Origin of the sequence: Bradyrhizobium sp. 26S5 (assembly GCF_036923295.1) — a bacterium.
Lineage (GTDB): Bacteria > Pseudomonadota > Alphaproteobacteria > Rhizobiales > Xanthobacteraceae > Bradyrhizobium > Bradyrhizobium septentrionale.
In genome coordinates, this window is the sequence record NZ_CP145948.1 from 6001498 (window position 1) to 6016355 (window position 14858).

A 14858-nucleotide genomic window follows, 5' to 3' on the forward strand; every position below is an offset into this window, starting at 1 on the left:
ATGAATCGCGAGTTCCTCGACTTCTACAACCGTGAACTGTCGCTGCTGTACGAGCATGCGGAAGACTTTGCCGAGGAATATCCTGGCATCGCGGAGCGCCTCGGCGGCCTGATCCGCGATCGCTCAGACCCAATGATTTCGGGCCTGCTCGAAGGCGCCGCGTTCCTTGCTGCTCGCGTTCAGCTCAAGCTCAAGCACGAATTTCCGGAGTTCACGGCAAACCTGCTCGAACAGCTGGTTCCGAACTACCTCGCGCCAACTCCGTCCGCCATGCTGGTCAAGGCACAGCCGACCTATGCCGATCCGGCATTGCGCGACGGCAGGAAAATCGCGCGGGGCGCCTACTTCGATGCGAGCTATCGCGAAAGGGAACGGAGCCTCGCCTGCCGATTCCGGCTTTGCCGCGATATCGTGCTTTGGCCGTTTGACGTCACCGGCGCCGAATATTTTGCGACCGCGGGCGCATTGCAGGCCCTCGGGATTCCAGTTGGCGGAGAGGTCATCGCTGGGCTCAGGCTCTCCTTGACCCACCGTACCGCCGCACGGCTCGACGAAGAGCCGGCGGACGCGGAGGCTCGCAGCAAACCGGAGACCTGGTTCGCCGGCTGCCGCGCCAGCGAACTGCCCATCTATCTGACCGGCGCCGAGTCAGACGCTATCGCACTTTACGAACAATTGACCTCGAACTGCGTCGGCCTGTATTTTCGTTATCTCGACGATTTCGGCGATCCGGTCGTCATCCGGGCTCCGAACGACTGTGTGCAGCAAGTCGGCTTCAGCGAGAACGAATCCCTGTTTCCGAACGATAACCGGGTCTTTCGCGGCTCGGAGCTGTTGCGGGAATATTTCGTGTTTCCGCGCAAATTCCTTGGCGTCAATCTGACGGGACTTCGCGCCGTGATGCCACGGTTGCGCAGCAAGTCCATCGATATCGTCTTCGCGTTCGATGAGCACAACTCACGGCTTGCCGCCTCTGTCCGGGCGGAGACTTTCAGTCTCTACACCGCCCCGGCAATCAACCTGTTCGAGAAAACCAGCGATCGCATCCCGGTCAAATCGAATACGCACGAATACCACGTGGTGCCCGACCGAAGCCGCTATCTCGAATACGAGCCGCACCAGGTGCTGGAGGTTTACGCGCACTTTCCGGCAGAAAAGGACAAGCGGCACGTGCGTCCGCTGTACTCCGCCGCCGTCGACCGGACAGCCGGATCAGTCGAGGGACTTTATTTTACCGTTCGTCGGCTACCACGGCGCCGCACCGTCGAAGAGAAGACCTATGGCGCGTCCTCCGACTACACCGGGACGGACATGTTCCTTTCGCTGCTCGAGCCCGGCGACCTGAGCGGCGACGGATCCGCCGCCGAGCTGAGCGTCCGGGCGTTGTGCTCCAACCGGCATCTCACGGAACATCTGCCGGTCGGCCAGGGCGGAGCCGACTTTCGCCTGTTGGATGACACCTCGCTCGAGCTGATGTGCATAGCCGGTCCCACCCGGCCACGCGAGCCGGTGGTGGCGCAGTTGCGCAGTCGCAGCGAAATCGCCAATAGCGGCGTTGTCAGTTGGCGCCTGATCAACATGCTGAGTCTGAACTATCTCGGCCTCGTGGAACGCAGCGGCGGCAAGAACGCCGGAGCGCTGCGGGAGATGCTGTCATTGTTCGCCGACCAGTTCGACGACGCTACGGAACGAAAGATTCGCGGCGTGCGCAGCGTCGAGAGCAGGCCCGTGGTGCGGCGGGTGCGTGAGCGTACTGGCAGTGGCGCAGCGCGCGGCCTGGAGATCACCGTCACGCTCGACGAGAAGGCATTCGAAGGCAGTGGCGTGTTCCTGCTCGGGGCTGTACTGGAACGCTTCTTCGCCGACTATTCGGGCTTCAACACCTTCACCCAAACCGTCATCTCGACTTCGGAACGCGGGGAGATCATGCGCTGGCCGGCCCGCATGGGCACCCGGAGGCCGCTGTGACGCTGATCGACCAGATGAAGGCCGAGCCCTGGCGGTTCGATTTCTTCCAGACGCTCCGCCAGCTCGAGCGATCCAATCCGGATCGGCCCCGGATCGGCGACAGTGCCGCGCGTCGCGAGGAATTTGTTGACCTCGGTCAAACCCCCTATCTGGAATTTCCCGCTTCCAATCTGAGCTCGGTCGACGACCGCGATGGCAGGCTCAGAATCCTGGTCAAATTCCTCGGTCTGCTCGGACCGCAGGGCGCACTGCCGCTGGCCACCACCGATGAGAGCCTCGGCTGGCAGTTGATGCGAGACGACGCTTTTCCGCGCTTTCTCGACCTTCTCAATGGACGCTTTCTGCAATTGTTCTTTCGTGCCTGGGCGGACGCACGGCCGATCGCGCAGCATGACAGGCCATCGGATGACCGCTTCATCGCCTATGTCGGCTCCTTTGCCGGCCTCGGCTCTGATATCTTTGCCAATCGAGACACGGTACCGGACATGGCGAAGCTCAGCTTCGCTGGACTGGTCTCACCCAGGGCGAAATCCGCGTCACGACTGGCCCGGCTGCTGCAGGGGCTGTTCGATGTCAGGGTCGAGATCGACGAATTTGTTGGCACCTGGCTCCCGTTCGATCCGAGCCATTGCAGCCGCCTCGGCGCGGCGCACGCCAAGCTCGGCCACGACGCGCTTCTGGGCTCGCGGGTGTTCAGTGTCGAAGACAAGATCAGGGTTCGCGTTTTCGTGAAGGATTTTGCTCAATACGAGCAGTTCCTGCCCACCGAAGTGCCTAACCTGTCCGAGCCGCTGGCTGACGCCGTCTACTTCTATATCGGCGACGAACTCGAGTGGGAGGTGGAACTCGCCATTCCGGCGGGAGCGGTCGTGCCGATGAAGCTGGGACAGAGCGGACGCCTTGGGTGGACCAGCTGGGTTTCACCGAACTGGGCCTCGACCGAGGAATATCGCCGCGATGCTCGCTTTCACCTTGCCGAGCGTCTGAGAGCCCGGCGAAGCGCCGCGGCAGACGCCCCGCCGATTTGAACCAATGCACCGGTCCGATTGTCCTAACATCATGGAATTCGCGCCAGTTTCCACGATGAGCCGGACATCGCCCCGGGGGAATTGAGCAGGAGGCCCCACCGTGACCGACATCAGCCTTGAGGCCGTGACTGGAAAACTGAACCGCGCTGGCTACGATGCCTTCATACAAGCCCTGCGCCACGCCAAAAGCGCGAGCAACCGCAACATCGAGCTCGCACACTGGCTGTTTCACATCCTGCAGCAGGAAAGGACGGACCTCAGCCTCGCGGTGGATCACTACAAGCTCGACCGCGCGCGGCTGCTGTCGGACCTCGCAGGCGTCATCAACGGCTTCCGCAAGAACGAAACCGACATGCCCGGGGTCGCCAATTCGGTCATCGATATTCTCGACCGTGGCTGGCACTACGCCACGCTGTTCTTCGGCGAGACTCAGATCCGCACCGGCCATCTCCTGGTCGCCGGACTGAAATCGAATGAGATCCGTCGTGCGCTCAACAACATCTCGCAGGAATTCGCCAAGATAAACGTAGACGCATTGGCTGCGGAGCACCGCGCTGTCTGGGCAGGCTCCGAGGAAGAGACCATGCGTCCGATGGACGGCTCCGGATTGGCCGGTGCCGGCACTGACGGCGCGGACCGGGCAGGTCCCAAAGGAACAACACCGCTCGACCGGTTCTCCCAGGATCTCACCGCCAAGGCCAAGTCGGGCCAGATGGACCCGATCCTCGGTCGAGACGACGAGATCCGCCAATTGATCGACGTGTTGATGCGCCGGCGGCAAAACAATCCAATTCTCACCGGCGAAGCTGGCGTCGGCAAGACCGCCGTGGTCGAGGGATTTGCGCAGCGCATTGCCGCTGGCGAAGTGCCGCCGCCACTGCGCAACGTCAGGCTCTGCGCGCTCGACATCGGCCTGATGCAGGCCGGCGCCTCGATGAAGGGCGAGTTCGAGCAGCGCCTGCGCTCGGTGATCGACGAGGTACAGAATTCCCCTACCCCCATCATCCTGTTCATCGACGAAGCTCACACGCTGATCGGCGCTGGTGGCGCGGCCGGCACCGGTGACGCGGCCAATCTGCTTAAACCTCCCCTCGCCCGCGGCACGCTGCGTACGATCGCCGCCACCACCTGGGCAGAGTATCGCCAGTACATCGAGAAGGACCCCGCGCTCACACGACGCTTCCAGCCGATCCACGTCGATGAGCCGGATGTTGAGACCTGCTGCATCATGCTGCGCGGCCTCCTCGGCCCGATGGAGAAGCACCATGGCATTCGCATTTCGGACGCCGCGATCGTGACCGCGGTCAACCTGTCGCATCGCTACATTCCATCTCGACAGCTGCCGGACAAGGCGGTCAGCCTGCTGGACACTGCCTCGGCACGGGTAGCCATCAGCCAGAGCGCGACACCGGCCCTGATCGAGGACGCTCGCGTCGCCATAGCGGCTCGCGAGGCCGAACGATCAGCGCTGGTCAGCGACGGCGATCTCGGGGACGAGAACGCCGAGCGCATTACCGCAATCGACGGCGACATAGCGGCGCTGAAGGACAAACTGACCGGCCTGGAGGCCGATTGGGCCAAGGAACAGGAGCTCGTCAAGGACATCCGCAGCATCCGCGAAATCCTCTCCGGAAGCGGAGACGAAGATCGGGCCGCGGAACGCGTGGAGTTGCGCGGCAAGTTTGAGACCCTGGAGGGCATCAATCCGGAAAAGCGGATGATCTATGCCCATGTGGACCAACAGTCGGTGGCCTCTGTCGTGTCCGACTGGACTGGTATCCCGACCGGCAGAATGATGCGTGACGAAATCGAGACCGTCCTGAAGCTGCCCGAAATCCTCAATCGCCGCGTGGTTGGCCAGTCCCATGGACTGACGATGATTGCCAAGAGAATCGAGACCAGCCGCGCCAAGTTGGACAACCCGTCCAAGCCGATTGGCGTTTTCATGCTGGCCGGACCGTCTGGGGTGGGCAAGACAGAAACTGCCCTTGCGCTTGCCGAAACCCTTTATGGCGGCGAGCAGAACATGATCACGATCAACATGTCGGAGTTCCAGGAGGCGCATACGGTCTCGACCTTGAAGGGAGCACCTCCGGGTTATGTCGGCTATGGTGAAGGCGGTCGGCTCACCGAAGCGGTCCGGCGCAAGCCTTACAGCGTTATCCTGCTCGACGAGGTGGAGAAGGCCCATCCCGACGTCCATGAGATTTTCTTCCAGGTGTTCGATAAGGGGGTCATGGAGGACGGTAACGGTCGGCGAATCGACTTCAAGAACACGTTGATCATTCTGACCACAAACGTCGGCACTGATCTCATCATGGGCCTGGCGCGCGATCCAAAGTATCGCAACGAGCCGGAAGAACTCGCCAGGCTGCTGCGGCCCGAATTGCTGAAGGTGTTCCCTGCCGCGTTGCTTGGGCGCATTGTTTCGATCCCCTACTTCCCACTTTCGGACGAGATGCTTGCCGGCATCGTCAGATTGCAGCTCGACCGGATCGGACAGCGCTTGCGCGATAATCACAAGGCTGCCTTCGGCTACGACGATGCAGTCGTCGAGCACATCGTATCCCGTTGCAACGATCCGGACTCCGGCGGGCGGATGATCGATAACATCATCACCAACACGCTGCTGCCCGAACTGTCGCGTGAATTCCTCAGCAAGTCTCTCGCCAAGGAGGAAGTTAAGCAGACGCGCGTCTCGATCGTGAACGACAAGTTTGCATATTCGTGGAACTGACTGCGATGAACATCCAGACCGAGCACCGCCAGCCGACCACCGGTACCACGGCATACGATGAGGTGTATTATCCAGGGCACGTCTACGGACACACTCACCCGAACCATCTGGCGGCAATCGCAACGGTCTATGGCATGCAGCCGGCTCCGGTCGAGCGCTGCCGCGTTCTCGAGCTCGGCTGCGGCGGTGGCGGCAACTTGTTGCCGATGGCCTTTCAATATCCAGACAGCGAGTTCATCGGTATCGACCTGAGCGGCGCTACCGTCGAACGCGGCCAGCGAAATATCGCCGCATTGGGCTTGAGTAACATCAAGCTCCTGCATTGCGATATCATGGATGTCGACGCCGCCTTCGGACAGTTCGACTACATCATCGCGCATGGCGTGTATTCATGGGTACCCCCGAACGTGCGCGAGAAGATGATGAGCATCTTCAAGCAGAACCTGGCACCCCAAGGGCTCTGCTACGTCAGCTATAACGCGCACCCGTTCTCGCATCTCCGCGACATGGTCCGCGACATGATGCGTTACCACACAAGGCACATCACCGGGATGAAGGAAAAAGTGGGACAAGCTCGTGCCATCGTGAAATTTCTCAGCGACGGCTCGAAGTCCAACTCGGTGCACGGTGCAGTCATGCGCGATCAGTGCAACCGCGTCCTCAAGGCTCCGGACGAATTGCTTTTTCACGACGATCTCGATCAGGGCGCGACGGCCTTCCTGTTGCACGAAGTCGTCGAAGACGCTGGCCGGCACGGGCTGCAATATCTGAGCGACTCCGATTTCTCGCGACGCTATCTTGCCGGTTACACCGAAGATGTCCGCGCCACGCTGCAGCGCTTTCCCGAAAGCGAGTTCATGGCGCGCGATCAGTATCAGGACTTCATCGACGGCAACGGGTTTCGGCGTACGTTGCTCTGCCACGATGGCATCTCCCTTGACCGCCAGGTCGATCTCGACTTCATCACCCGGTTCTATCTGCTGAGCGCCACCAGCTCACGTCGCCCCGACGTCTGCCTGACCGACGAGTCCGAGATGGAATTTGAGACTCAGGACGGCAGCCGAATCACGGTGACCAAGCCGCTCCTGAAGGCTGCGCATCTTTGTCTCGGCCGGGCCTGGCCGCGCGCACTCTCGTTCACTGAACTGCTCGATGGCGCCCGGACGCTGCTCGAGGGCCGGCAAACAGGCGATGACCAACGGATATTGACGGAAGCGCTGTACATCCTGGCATGCAGCGGAGAGATCTCCTTTCTGAAATCACCACCCTTTCTCGTGAAGGAAGCCACTGAACGCCCGCAGGCGAGCCTGCTCGCCCGCAGACAGGCGCAGACCGGCCCGCTGGTCACCAATCTGCTCCACCAGACCGTACAGTTGGAGGACGACAGGACGCGCCAGTTCCTGCAGTTGCTCGACGGCTCTCGGACGATCGGGCAAATTGCAGCCGAAATGACTGAACGCTTCGGACCAACCATCCAGGTCAAACAACTGGATGATGCCGGGCAGCCCGCCGAGCCGCTCCTGCTCTCGACCCGAGACAGCGTTGACCGTTCGCTGGCGACGGTTGGAAAGCTGGGTTTGCTGGTGGCCTGACGCCTTCAACGGCGTCGACCTCGGTAAGGAACTGGCGGCAGCGAGTCGGTCCGCCAGTTTGTGGAGCGGACGCAGCCCGCTCCCGTCAACCGTCGTGGGTGTATTGCTGGCCGAGCAGCCATCCGGTGAGAATGCCGCCAGGTCCGCTGGCATAGACCGAATTAAGGCCCACACCGGCGCGCAGCATCCGCCATTCATGTTCGCCGACCCAGGGAATGCCGGGATCACCCTTCTGATATTGCGACAGCAGCGTTCGGGCGACCTCTGCGGCATTGGCGTAGATCGGGCCGTTCGCCCAGCGGGGTCGCGGTAGGCCTGTCATGCGGCAATAAAGCGCAGTGCAGACATAGGCGGACGCCTCCTCCGCATTGGCGTCAAGGCCGGTGCGCAGCAGATCGTAGGCCGCATGCAAGGCCTCATGGACGATATAGGCTTCGTCCATCCGCCCCGTCGCCGACACGACCTCCAGCGTATTCGCCGCGACGACGGTACCATCCGCTCGTGTTCGCGCGACATCGTTATATTGTGCCGCAACACCCGCCGCGAGGTCCGTCGGAACTCCGACGCTGACCTGTCCCAACCGGATCGCGCGTGCGACATGATGGAACGTTTGCGGTGCAATCGTCACGTGGCTGCCACGGATCGGAAACCGGAAGCGCATGCGCGCGACCGCCGGGCCGTTGAGCACGTCTAGCACCCTGCTCCGAAGTGACATCAGATCGTCCTTGCTCTTTACCTTGCTCCACGAATGGTGGTCGGCCTTTCCGGTTGGGAGGTTCAGTTGAACCCGGCCCCGTCCGGACCAGACCAATCGGAGACTGGCTTTGACTCTGAGGCGGCCCCGTGACGACCACCGACCCGACCACAACCGACACCTACCGGAAGATCGCCGCGCGGCTAACCATGCTTCGGCCACAGATCGATCTGTCGAAATATTTCGCGGGGCCGAATCCCAATGTCCGTCTCTATGACGAAAAGGCCTATATCCGACGTCAATTGGAGAAGTACGGCGTGGCGGCCGCGACGAGCACACTCGACGGCGTCACGTTTCTGCCGAAGGACTGGGAAGACCTGATCAAGGTGCTGCGGATTGCCAAGACGTCGGACGGATTCGACGCCTTCGCCGAAGGGAAAAGCCCGGAGAAACCGTCGCATTGGGCCCTCGATCTGTCGATGGCGGCCACAATCGGCACCGGATTTCGGGAGATCTGGCGCCCAAGGCTATCCGACCGGCCGCTCTCGACGCGAGACCTTCCGGGCCGGCACGGCTTCGGGCTTGGGCGCGGCCGAGGGCAATGGAGCGACGACTATAGTGCGCAATTCGGCAAGGACCCGCAGCCGCAAGACATCACGTCGCTGCATTTCGCAGTAGCACCCGACCGGGTCAACGTTCACATCGACGAGACGGGCTTCGTGTTCGAGGGCGCAGACGGCGCCCTCACGGTCGGACCGAATTTCGGGCACCACGCCGTCAATGAACTGTTCTGGAAGAGCAACCCTCACCTGCCGCGTTGGGCGATCGATCACATCGACCTGATCCTGCCGAACAGCGCCAACGATTTTTCGCGATTTGGCGTTTCGCTCGACATATTTCAACGAAAGAACTTTCGCGTTACGGTCACCGGGTCCTGCGGAATTTTCGGCGGATTCGAATGCTCGGGAACGTTGAGCGTCAGTGGGACGCACGATCTGCTGGGCTCCAAGCCGAGAGGCGAGCGCTGACGTTCCGCCACTGATGACGACCACATTGCTGGTGATCAGTCATGCCGCAATTGAAAGACAAAGTCGGTCGGTTTGCCGCGACGGGTCGCAGCTGCCAGAACTGGAAGCAAGACCAGGAGCTGGTCATTTCGCTGCTTAACAAGATCGCCATTTCCGACGGAGGCGCCGAGACCACGCTCAAACCGCAAATTGTCGTGACCGGTCACGCCAGCGACAGCCTCTACAGCTCGATTCTGTATTTCCAGCAGAAAAACTTCCCGGGCACGCCCGACGGCTATATTCGGCCTGGCGGGCCAACGTTCAGCCGGCTCGTTGACCTCGCGACAAAGGCGGCCGCCAAGCCTTCCCCTCCAAAGGGTCAATGGGATGCGATTTCTACGCCATCCGTCGATGCCGCGCTTCGCAAGGGCTTGCTCGACGATTCCAAGCTGGATTACGCGGAAGTGGTCGATATCATCAGGGCGACCGTCGCGGACGGCACCGTCACTTCATTCGAGCTGGACGACCTGACCACCATTGCGAGCACCTCCAGAACGCTCTCTCCGACTTCGAAAAAGCTCATCACGCTCTTCGTCGGCGACGAAAAGAAGAAGTGGCTCGGAGTTGGACCGTACGACCTCAATTCGGATCAAAAGAAGCTCGCCGCGGAGATGGTCTGTGATTTCCTCAAGAACACGAGGACCACATTCTTTCCGAAGCTCGACCCGCACCGCGTCGGGATCGGGATTCTCAGGCGCATTGCGAAGCCGAGCCTCATCGATCAGGATCAGGCAAGCATGTGTGGCCCCTCCGCGCTGATGTTCAGCTACGCGTCCGACAAGCCGGGGCAGTATGCGCGGTTCGCCATCGACCTGTATCAAAAGGGGCAAGCGAGCCTCGGCCGCCTGCTGATCAAGCCGGGAAAGGACGTGAAGAACTACACGCCGCCCTACTCGCTGGACCACGTCGATTGCTGACATGCGCCTCCATCCGCGACTCCGAAAATTGGTTCCTCGATTTTGACGACACCGGCAGAATAAGCGATGTCGCGGGGATCACGCTGCCGAGCGAAATGGAGCAATGGTTCCGCAAGGCGGGATACCGGGACGTGCGCGAGGAAACCAATCTGAAATTCAGCAAGGGCATCGACAGCGTCAACGAAGCCAACGCCCTGCTCGCCGGCGGATATCGCGTATGCCTTTTCATAAGCGCCAACATGATCGAGTTTGACGACCAATCTGATGAAGGCTCCGTGTTGACGAGGCACTGGGTCGTCTTGCGTGACAGGATACAAGTGTCGAACGGAAACGTGACGACAACGATCTTCACATGGGGCAAAGGAGATTACGCGATACCGCATCCGGGCAAAGGAGGCGCTCTGAAGCCCCTCGCCCTTGGGGACTTTGTTATGAATTATTACGGGTACGTTGCCGCCAAACCGTAACTGGCCCTCGCTGGTATCCGCGGTCTGCCGAGACGATTCCCTCAGTCGTCCCAGCCTCTACAGGTGACATCGGGATCGCCGCGCAGCGCGGCGTCAGGCTTGCGGATCGACGGCCTTGGTCGACAGCTTCCGGCCCGCGTGACGAGCCAATCGCCCCATGCATGTGGGGATCAGTCTTGCCGGGATCAGGAAGGGCGTTCTCGCAGCGTAGGCGTCATATTCGGGGAACGCCAGCCGGAGAATCCGCTCTTCGTTGATCATGCGCCGGCATTGAATCGTCACAATCACAATCGCGATGAGCGCGGCGAGCGGTGAAAGCACCTGGAGTGTCACGCCGATGAGGGCAACCATCTCACAAAGGTAGAGGGGATGCCGGACGATTCGGTAAGGCCCGTTCGTCACAAGGCGTCTTGCCTCGGCCAGAATGCTGAAGGATTTGCCCAACCAGCGAAGGACCACAATACACAGTGAGGTCGCCACCAGGATCAGTGCCGTGGACAGGATCGACCAGATTGGACCGAGCTCCGCCTTTGGAAGGAGCGCGAGCGCGATGCTTAGGAAAGTGCCCAACAAGGCTGATATCCGCGTCTCAATACCCTTCGACTTCATGATGGGGACCAGGCGGGTCATGGTCGTCACTGCCACCAGGCTGAGAAAAAGCACGTTTGCCATGTGGGCAGCGACCATCAGCAGCTTGGGAAAACTGTCCAACGGGAGCAGGTGCGGGATGCCAGCGGCGCCGACAACAGCAGACCCGCCGTAGATGATGATCACTGCGGTTCTCGCGGTCCAGTCCAGCCTGGGATTGACGCCAAAACTGGCGTTCCCGTTGCTGGCTGTCGCGGGGTCCGTCTGGCTGAGCTTTACGTCAGTCACAGCACTGATCTCGCCCGTTCGAAAATCGCGGTTACTAAAAGCCACGCCTCCGGGAAGGTCAATCGGCCGGCCAGGGCGCGCCATCTTGCCGCCCCGGTTCCACTTTCCGCAGATTGCCTTGCGGATCATCGACATGCGATTGAACCGTTTCGGTCGTGACGGCACACATGTAGAAGACATTCATTTGAACAGTAGCATCGCCATGCGTGCACGCTGCTTTGTAGAACTGCGACAAATTTGCCTCTTTCTTATCGTGCTGCTGTTTTGTCAGCCGGCATCGGCTGCGAGCCGTGTCGCCCTCGTTATTGGCAATTCTTCATACAAGAACGCGGCGCCCCTCTCGAACCCAGTCAACGACGCCCAGATTGTCGAGGCGACACTGAAGAATGCAGGTTTTGACGTGGTTCAAACCCGCCTGGATCTTCAGGCGGCCGAGATGCGACGTGCGCTGCGCGATTTTGCCGACCAGTCGCGCGACGCGGATGTTGCTGTCGTCTATTATGCTGGTCATGGCATCGAGATCGAAGGTACGAACTATCTGATCCCGGTCGATGCCACCCTCGAGCGCGATACGGACGTCTATGACGAGGCGTTTTCGCTCGATCGGGTCCTGCTGGCCGTTGAACCGGCAAGGCAACTGCGGCTTGTGATTCTCGACGCTTGCCGCAACAATCCTTTCTCCGACAAAATGAAGCGAACGGTTGGCTCGCGCGCGATCAGCCGCGGCCTTGCCCGCATTGAGCCCCCGACATCGAATACGCTCGTGGCCTTTGCCGCCAAGGCTGGCTCGACGGCGTCGGACGGCAACAGCAAGAACAGTCCGTATGCATCCGCACTGGTGAAGTATATCGGAACTCCCGGCCTGGATTTGCGCAGGGTGTTCGGTTTCGTCCGCGACGACGTGATGAAAGCAACAGGTAATCGGCAGGAGCCGTACGTCTACGGCACCCTTGGCGGCGACGATGTGCCGCTGGTGCCAGCCAAGGAAGTTGCCAAGGAAACTGCCAAGCAAACTGCCAAGGAAGTTGCCCGGGAAGCCGCCCCAGCGCCAACGCCGCGGTCCGAAATGCGGTATGACTACGAACTCGCGCTGCAGGTCGGCAACAAGGATGCATTGAACTTTTTCATCGCCCAGTATCCTGACAGTTACTACGCAAATCTGGCAAAGCTTCAGCTTGCCAAGGTTGATGCGGAGGAGAAGCGTGCCGCTGCGGCCGAAAAAGCGCGTCAGGCGGAGCAGGAACAGGCCCGGCTCATCAACCAGGGCGCTCAACAGACGCAACTCGCCAAGGCGGCCTCGGACCTGAAAGCAGCACAGGAAGCTCGGGCGGCGGCTGAGGCAGCCAAGGAAGTCGCGCAACAACAAGCGGCTCAGGCTGAACAGAAGCGTCCCGCGGCTGAGAGCGCCGCGACCGCCGCTAAGAGCACCGCGCCGGCAGCTCCCTCCGCGCCAGACCAACCGCGAGAGCCGAGCGCAAATGCGGGTCCCAAGGTGGCCGCGCTGCCCAGTCCGCAGGCGACCGTGCAGCCAACAGCACCAGCCGCGGTTGCCAAATTGCTACAGACCGAATTGCGCCGGGTTGGTTGCTTCACAGGATCGCCCAGCGGGGAATGGGACACGGAATCGCGGCGCTCGCTCGAGCTGTTCAACCGAAACGCCGGCACCAAGTTCGACGCAAAAGTCGCCAACGCCGATGCGCTTGACGCGATCAAGCTCAAAACGGCGCGAGTTTGTCCCTCGATTTGCGGATCCGGCCTTAGGCGAGACGGCGATCGCTGTGTCAAGATTACCTGTGCCGCAGGTTACTTCCTCAATGACGACGACGAATGCGAGAGGCGCAAGGCACGTCATGCCCCGTCCGCCAAGCTCGAGCGCAGGAGCGGGGATCGCGAGGCGGAGGTTCTGGCAAGACCCGCAAGGCCGAAGGCCGAGGCCAACGCAGGCAGAAGGGGCGACGGCGGAATGCCTTTCATGCCTTTCTTCTTTCCCTGACGGGTCTGTTATCGCAATTGGTCGCACGTTCATCCGGCGGTCGATAGCACCGGTCCCGCGTGCGTCGAGATTTAACCTGACGGTACATCCTACTGAAGGCGCCTGCCCTAGTGGCAGCGCCGGAACTGTTGGACCCGTTCGATGCCCGGCGTCGCGAGCGCGACTAAGGTCTCGCCGACGGTACCAAGCAAAAGTACTTCTACGCTTGGCGCGGCGGTCCGCTGTTCAAAGGCGATAATAACGAGCCCCTGCAGCCAAACGATCCGCAGTTCGTCGTCGCATACTTATGAATTACTACGGGTACGTTGCTGCCAAACCGTAAAAGCCGAGAACGAGCGATCTCACCACGCGTTGAAGTTGCTGACGAGTTGCCTGTCCAGGGACAGGCTTTCCATGCCACTGGAAAGCAAAATACCGCTTCGGTCATGGTGTCCACTCCCGGGCATGTTCCGTTTGTGGTGCAAGAAGTGACCGAACTCGTGCGCCATGACGCCAATGAACGCTTCGCCATGGTCGAATACGGGTGGATTGCCCTGGTCGACAACCACGCATACCTGCTCATCAGGCAGGTACTCCCCGGCCGCCTCATTATCCTTTGCATCATAGTCGCCGACGAGAAAGCACGTAAGGTCGGCGCCGCGCCCCTTCAACGGCACGATATCCTTTCGAAAAACATCCCGCGGGATTTTGGGCGCCAGGGCTTTCTGGACCGTAATCCATGTGGCCTCGGCCGGGGTGAAAAAGATATTTGCCTGAGCCCCGAACGTCCAGTTCAGCTTGGTGAGGAACGATGGCACGTCATCCGGCGTCCATTTCGTGGCGTTGATCACTTTGCCGGATTGATCGAGGCGCTTGAGGAATTTGAACGCGACCGTGAAATCTTTGCGCGGCAGAATGGCGACATCCAGCTTGATGCTTGCGTTGCCGCGGATGGCCTTAAGTTCCGGAATGCCTTTATCTTTGGGCGAGACCTTGAGGCCGCGCGCAGGGCCGTCCGGCCGTGCGGTGGCATACAGCGCTGTACGCAGACGCAGCAACTGATCGTCGCGCTCCTGACCCTTTTGCTCCCTGAAGCGAAACTTGATGTATTCCTGAGCGACGCGTTCGACGTCATCGAGGCGCACATCCTCGACCAGCAACCGATTGCGATCATACGACAGGCCAACGTCCTTGCTGTCGCGGAGGCAAACCAGGTTGAAGCCTTCCCGAGGAACGATCATGAAGTTTTGCGCAGCGAACACACCAGAATTCTGCAAGAACTGAACGAAGCTCGCCATAGCTCTCCCCAACCTCAATCCACGATGGTGTCGCGCCCGGTCCATCGCGCCGGGGATAACCATCCGGGATCATTGCTGTCCGGTTGGGCGAGCATAGCGAAAATTGGCTTTGCGAGGCAATTTGTCGGCTTCGATTTTACTTGATGTCGAATTGAACCCGGATCGATGATCTTGCGGTAATTTTTTCGGATCTTTCCTGACCGGCGACCGCGACCACGCCGAAGCCGCAACGGCGTCCTGTT

11 protein-coding genes are annotated in these 14858 nt (G+C 60.7%); 8 read left to right on the plus strand and 3 right to left on the minus strand.

The genetic code is table 11. The annotated features are described in order from the left end of the window. The 4 genes from tssF to V5279_RS28190 all read left to right on the plus strand — a co-directional run bounded on the left by tssF (position 1) and on the right by V5279_RS28190 (position 7325). On the plus strand, positions 1-1968 hold the full coding sequence (tssF, locus tag V5279_RS28175) for a type VI secretion system baseplate subunit TssF (RefSeq protein ID WP_338690139.1): 1968 nt from the start codon (positions 1-3) through the stop codon (positions 1966-1968). After that, on the plus strand, positions 1932-2996 hold the full coding sequence (gene tssG / locus V5279_RS28180; RefSeq protein WP_338701408.1) for a type VI secretion system baseplate subunit TssG: 1065 nt from the start codon (positions 1932-1934) through the stop codon (positions 2994-2996). The genes tssF and tssG overlap by 37 nt, the downstream gene beginning before the upstream one ends. A gap of 100 nt (positions 2997-3096) precedes the next feature. Then, positions 3097-5733: a type VI secretion system ATPase TssH gene (gene tssH / locus V5279_RS28185; protein WP_338690142.1), complete on the plus strand. Its 2637-nt coding sequence runs from the start codon at positions 3097-3099 to the stop codon at positions 5731-5733. A 5-nt stretch (positions 5734-5738) separates the two neighbouring features. After that, entirely contained in the window at positions 5739-7325 is a 1587-nt protein-coding gene (locus V5279_RS28190) for a class I SAM-dependent methyltransferase (RefSeq protein ID WP_338690144.1), read from the plus strand. An 85-nt stretch (positions 7326-7410) separates the two neighbouring features. On the opposite strand, the gene V5279_RS28195 is transcribed toward V5279_RS28190, so the two are convergent. Then, positions 7411-8040, minus strand: coding sequence for a hypothetical protein (locus V5279_RS28195; RefSeq protein ID WP_166297563.1), 630 nt, complete (start codon positions 8038-8040; stop codon positions 7411-7413). A gap of 128 nt (positions 8041-8168) precedes the next feature. On the opposite strand from V5279_RS28195, the gene V5279_RS28200 reads away from it, so the two are divergent. The 3 genes from V5279_RS28200 to V5279_RS28210 are packed head-to-tail and all read left to right on the plus strand — an operon-like array spanning position 8169 to position 10470. Continuing rightward, complete coding sequence (locus tag V5279_RS28200; RefSeq protein ID WP_338690147.1) at positions 8169-9047, plus strand: hypothetical protein; 879 nt, start codon at positions 8169-8171, stop codon at positions 9045-9047. Between the two features lie 41 nt (positions 9048-9088). Beyond that, entirely contained in the window at positions 9089-10003 is a 915-nt protein-coding gene (locus V5279_RS28205) for a hypothetical protein (RefSeq protein ID WP_338690149.1), read from the plus strand. Beyond that, on the plus strand, positions 9997-10470 hold the full coding sequence (locus tag V5279_RS28210; protein WP_338690151.1) for a hypothetical protein: 474 nt from the start codon (positions 9997-9999) through the stop codon (positions 10468-10470). Before V5279_RS28205 ends, V5279_RS28210 begins: the two co-directional genes overlap by 7 nt. A gap of 93 nt (positions 10471-10563) precedes the next feature. On the opposite strand, the gene V5279_RS28215 is transcribed toward V5279_RS28210, so the two are convergent. Further along, positions 10564-11481, minus strand: coding sequence for an isoprenylcysteine carboxylmethyltransferase family protein (locus V5279_RS28215; protein ID WP_338690153.1), 918 nt, complete (start codon positions 11479-11481; stop codon positions 10564-10566). 67 nt (positions 11482-11548) lie between these two features. Between V5279_RS28215 and V5279_RS28220 the strand changes: the two genes are divergently transcribed. Further along, on the plus strand, positions 11549-13339 hold the full coding sequence (locus V5279_RS28220; protein ID WP_338701410.1) for a caspase family protein: 1791 nt from the start codon (positions 11549-11551) through the stop codon (positions 13337-13339). A 341-nt stretch (positions 13340-13680) separates the two neighbouring features. Here the strand turns inward: V5279_RS28220 and V5279_RS28225 are convergent, their stop codons facing one another. Then, a complete protein-coding gene (locus V5279_RS28225) occupies positions 13681-14616 on the minus strand; it encodes a hypothetical protein (protein WP_338690155.1) in 936 nt (311 codons plus the stop codon). Positions 14617-14858: the final 242 nt, after the last annotated feature.

Excerpts from the sequence above, each read along its gene's own strand:
- tssF (WP_338690139.1), top strand. The coding sequence starts at position 1 with ATGAATCGCGAGTTCCTCGACTTCTACAACCGTGAACTGTCGCTGCTG.
- V5279_RS28190 (WP_338690144.1), top strand. The coding sequence starts at position 5,739 with ATGAACATCCAGACCGAGCACCGCCAGCCGACCACCGGTACCACGGCA.
- V5279_RS28195 (WP_166297563.1), bottom strand. The coding sequence starts at position 8,040 with ATGTCACTTCGGAGCAGGGTGCTAGACGTGCTCAACGGCCCGGCGGTC.
- V5279_RS28205 (WP_338690149.1), top strand. The coding sequence starts at position 9,089 with ATGCCGCAATTGAAAGACAAAGTCGGTCGGTTTGCCGCGACGGGTCGC.
- V5279_RS28215 (WP_338690153.1), bottom strand. The coding sequence starts at position 11,481 with ATGTCGATGATCCGCAAGGCAATCTGCGGAAAGTGGAACCGGGGCGGC.
- V5279_RS28220 (WP_338701410.1), top strand. The coding sequence starts at position 11,549 with ATGCGTGCACGCTGCTTTGTAGAACTGCGACAAATTTGCCTCTTTCTT.
- V5279_RS28225 (WP_338690155.1), bottom strand. The coding sequence starts at position 14,616 with ATGGCGAGCTTCGTTCAGTTCTTGCAGAATTCTGGTGTGTTCGCTGCG.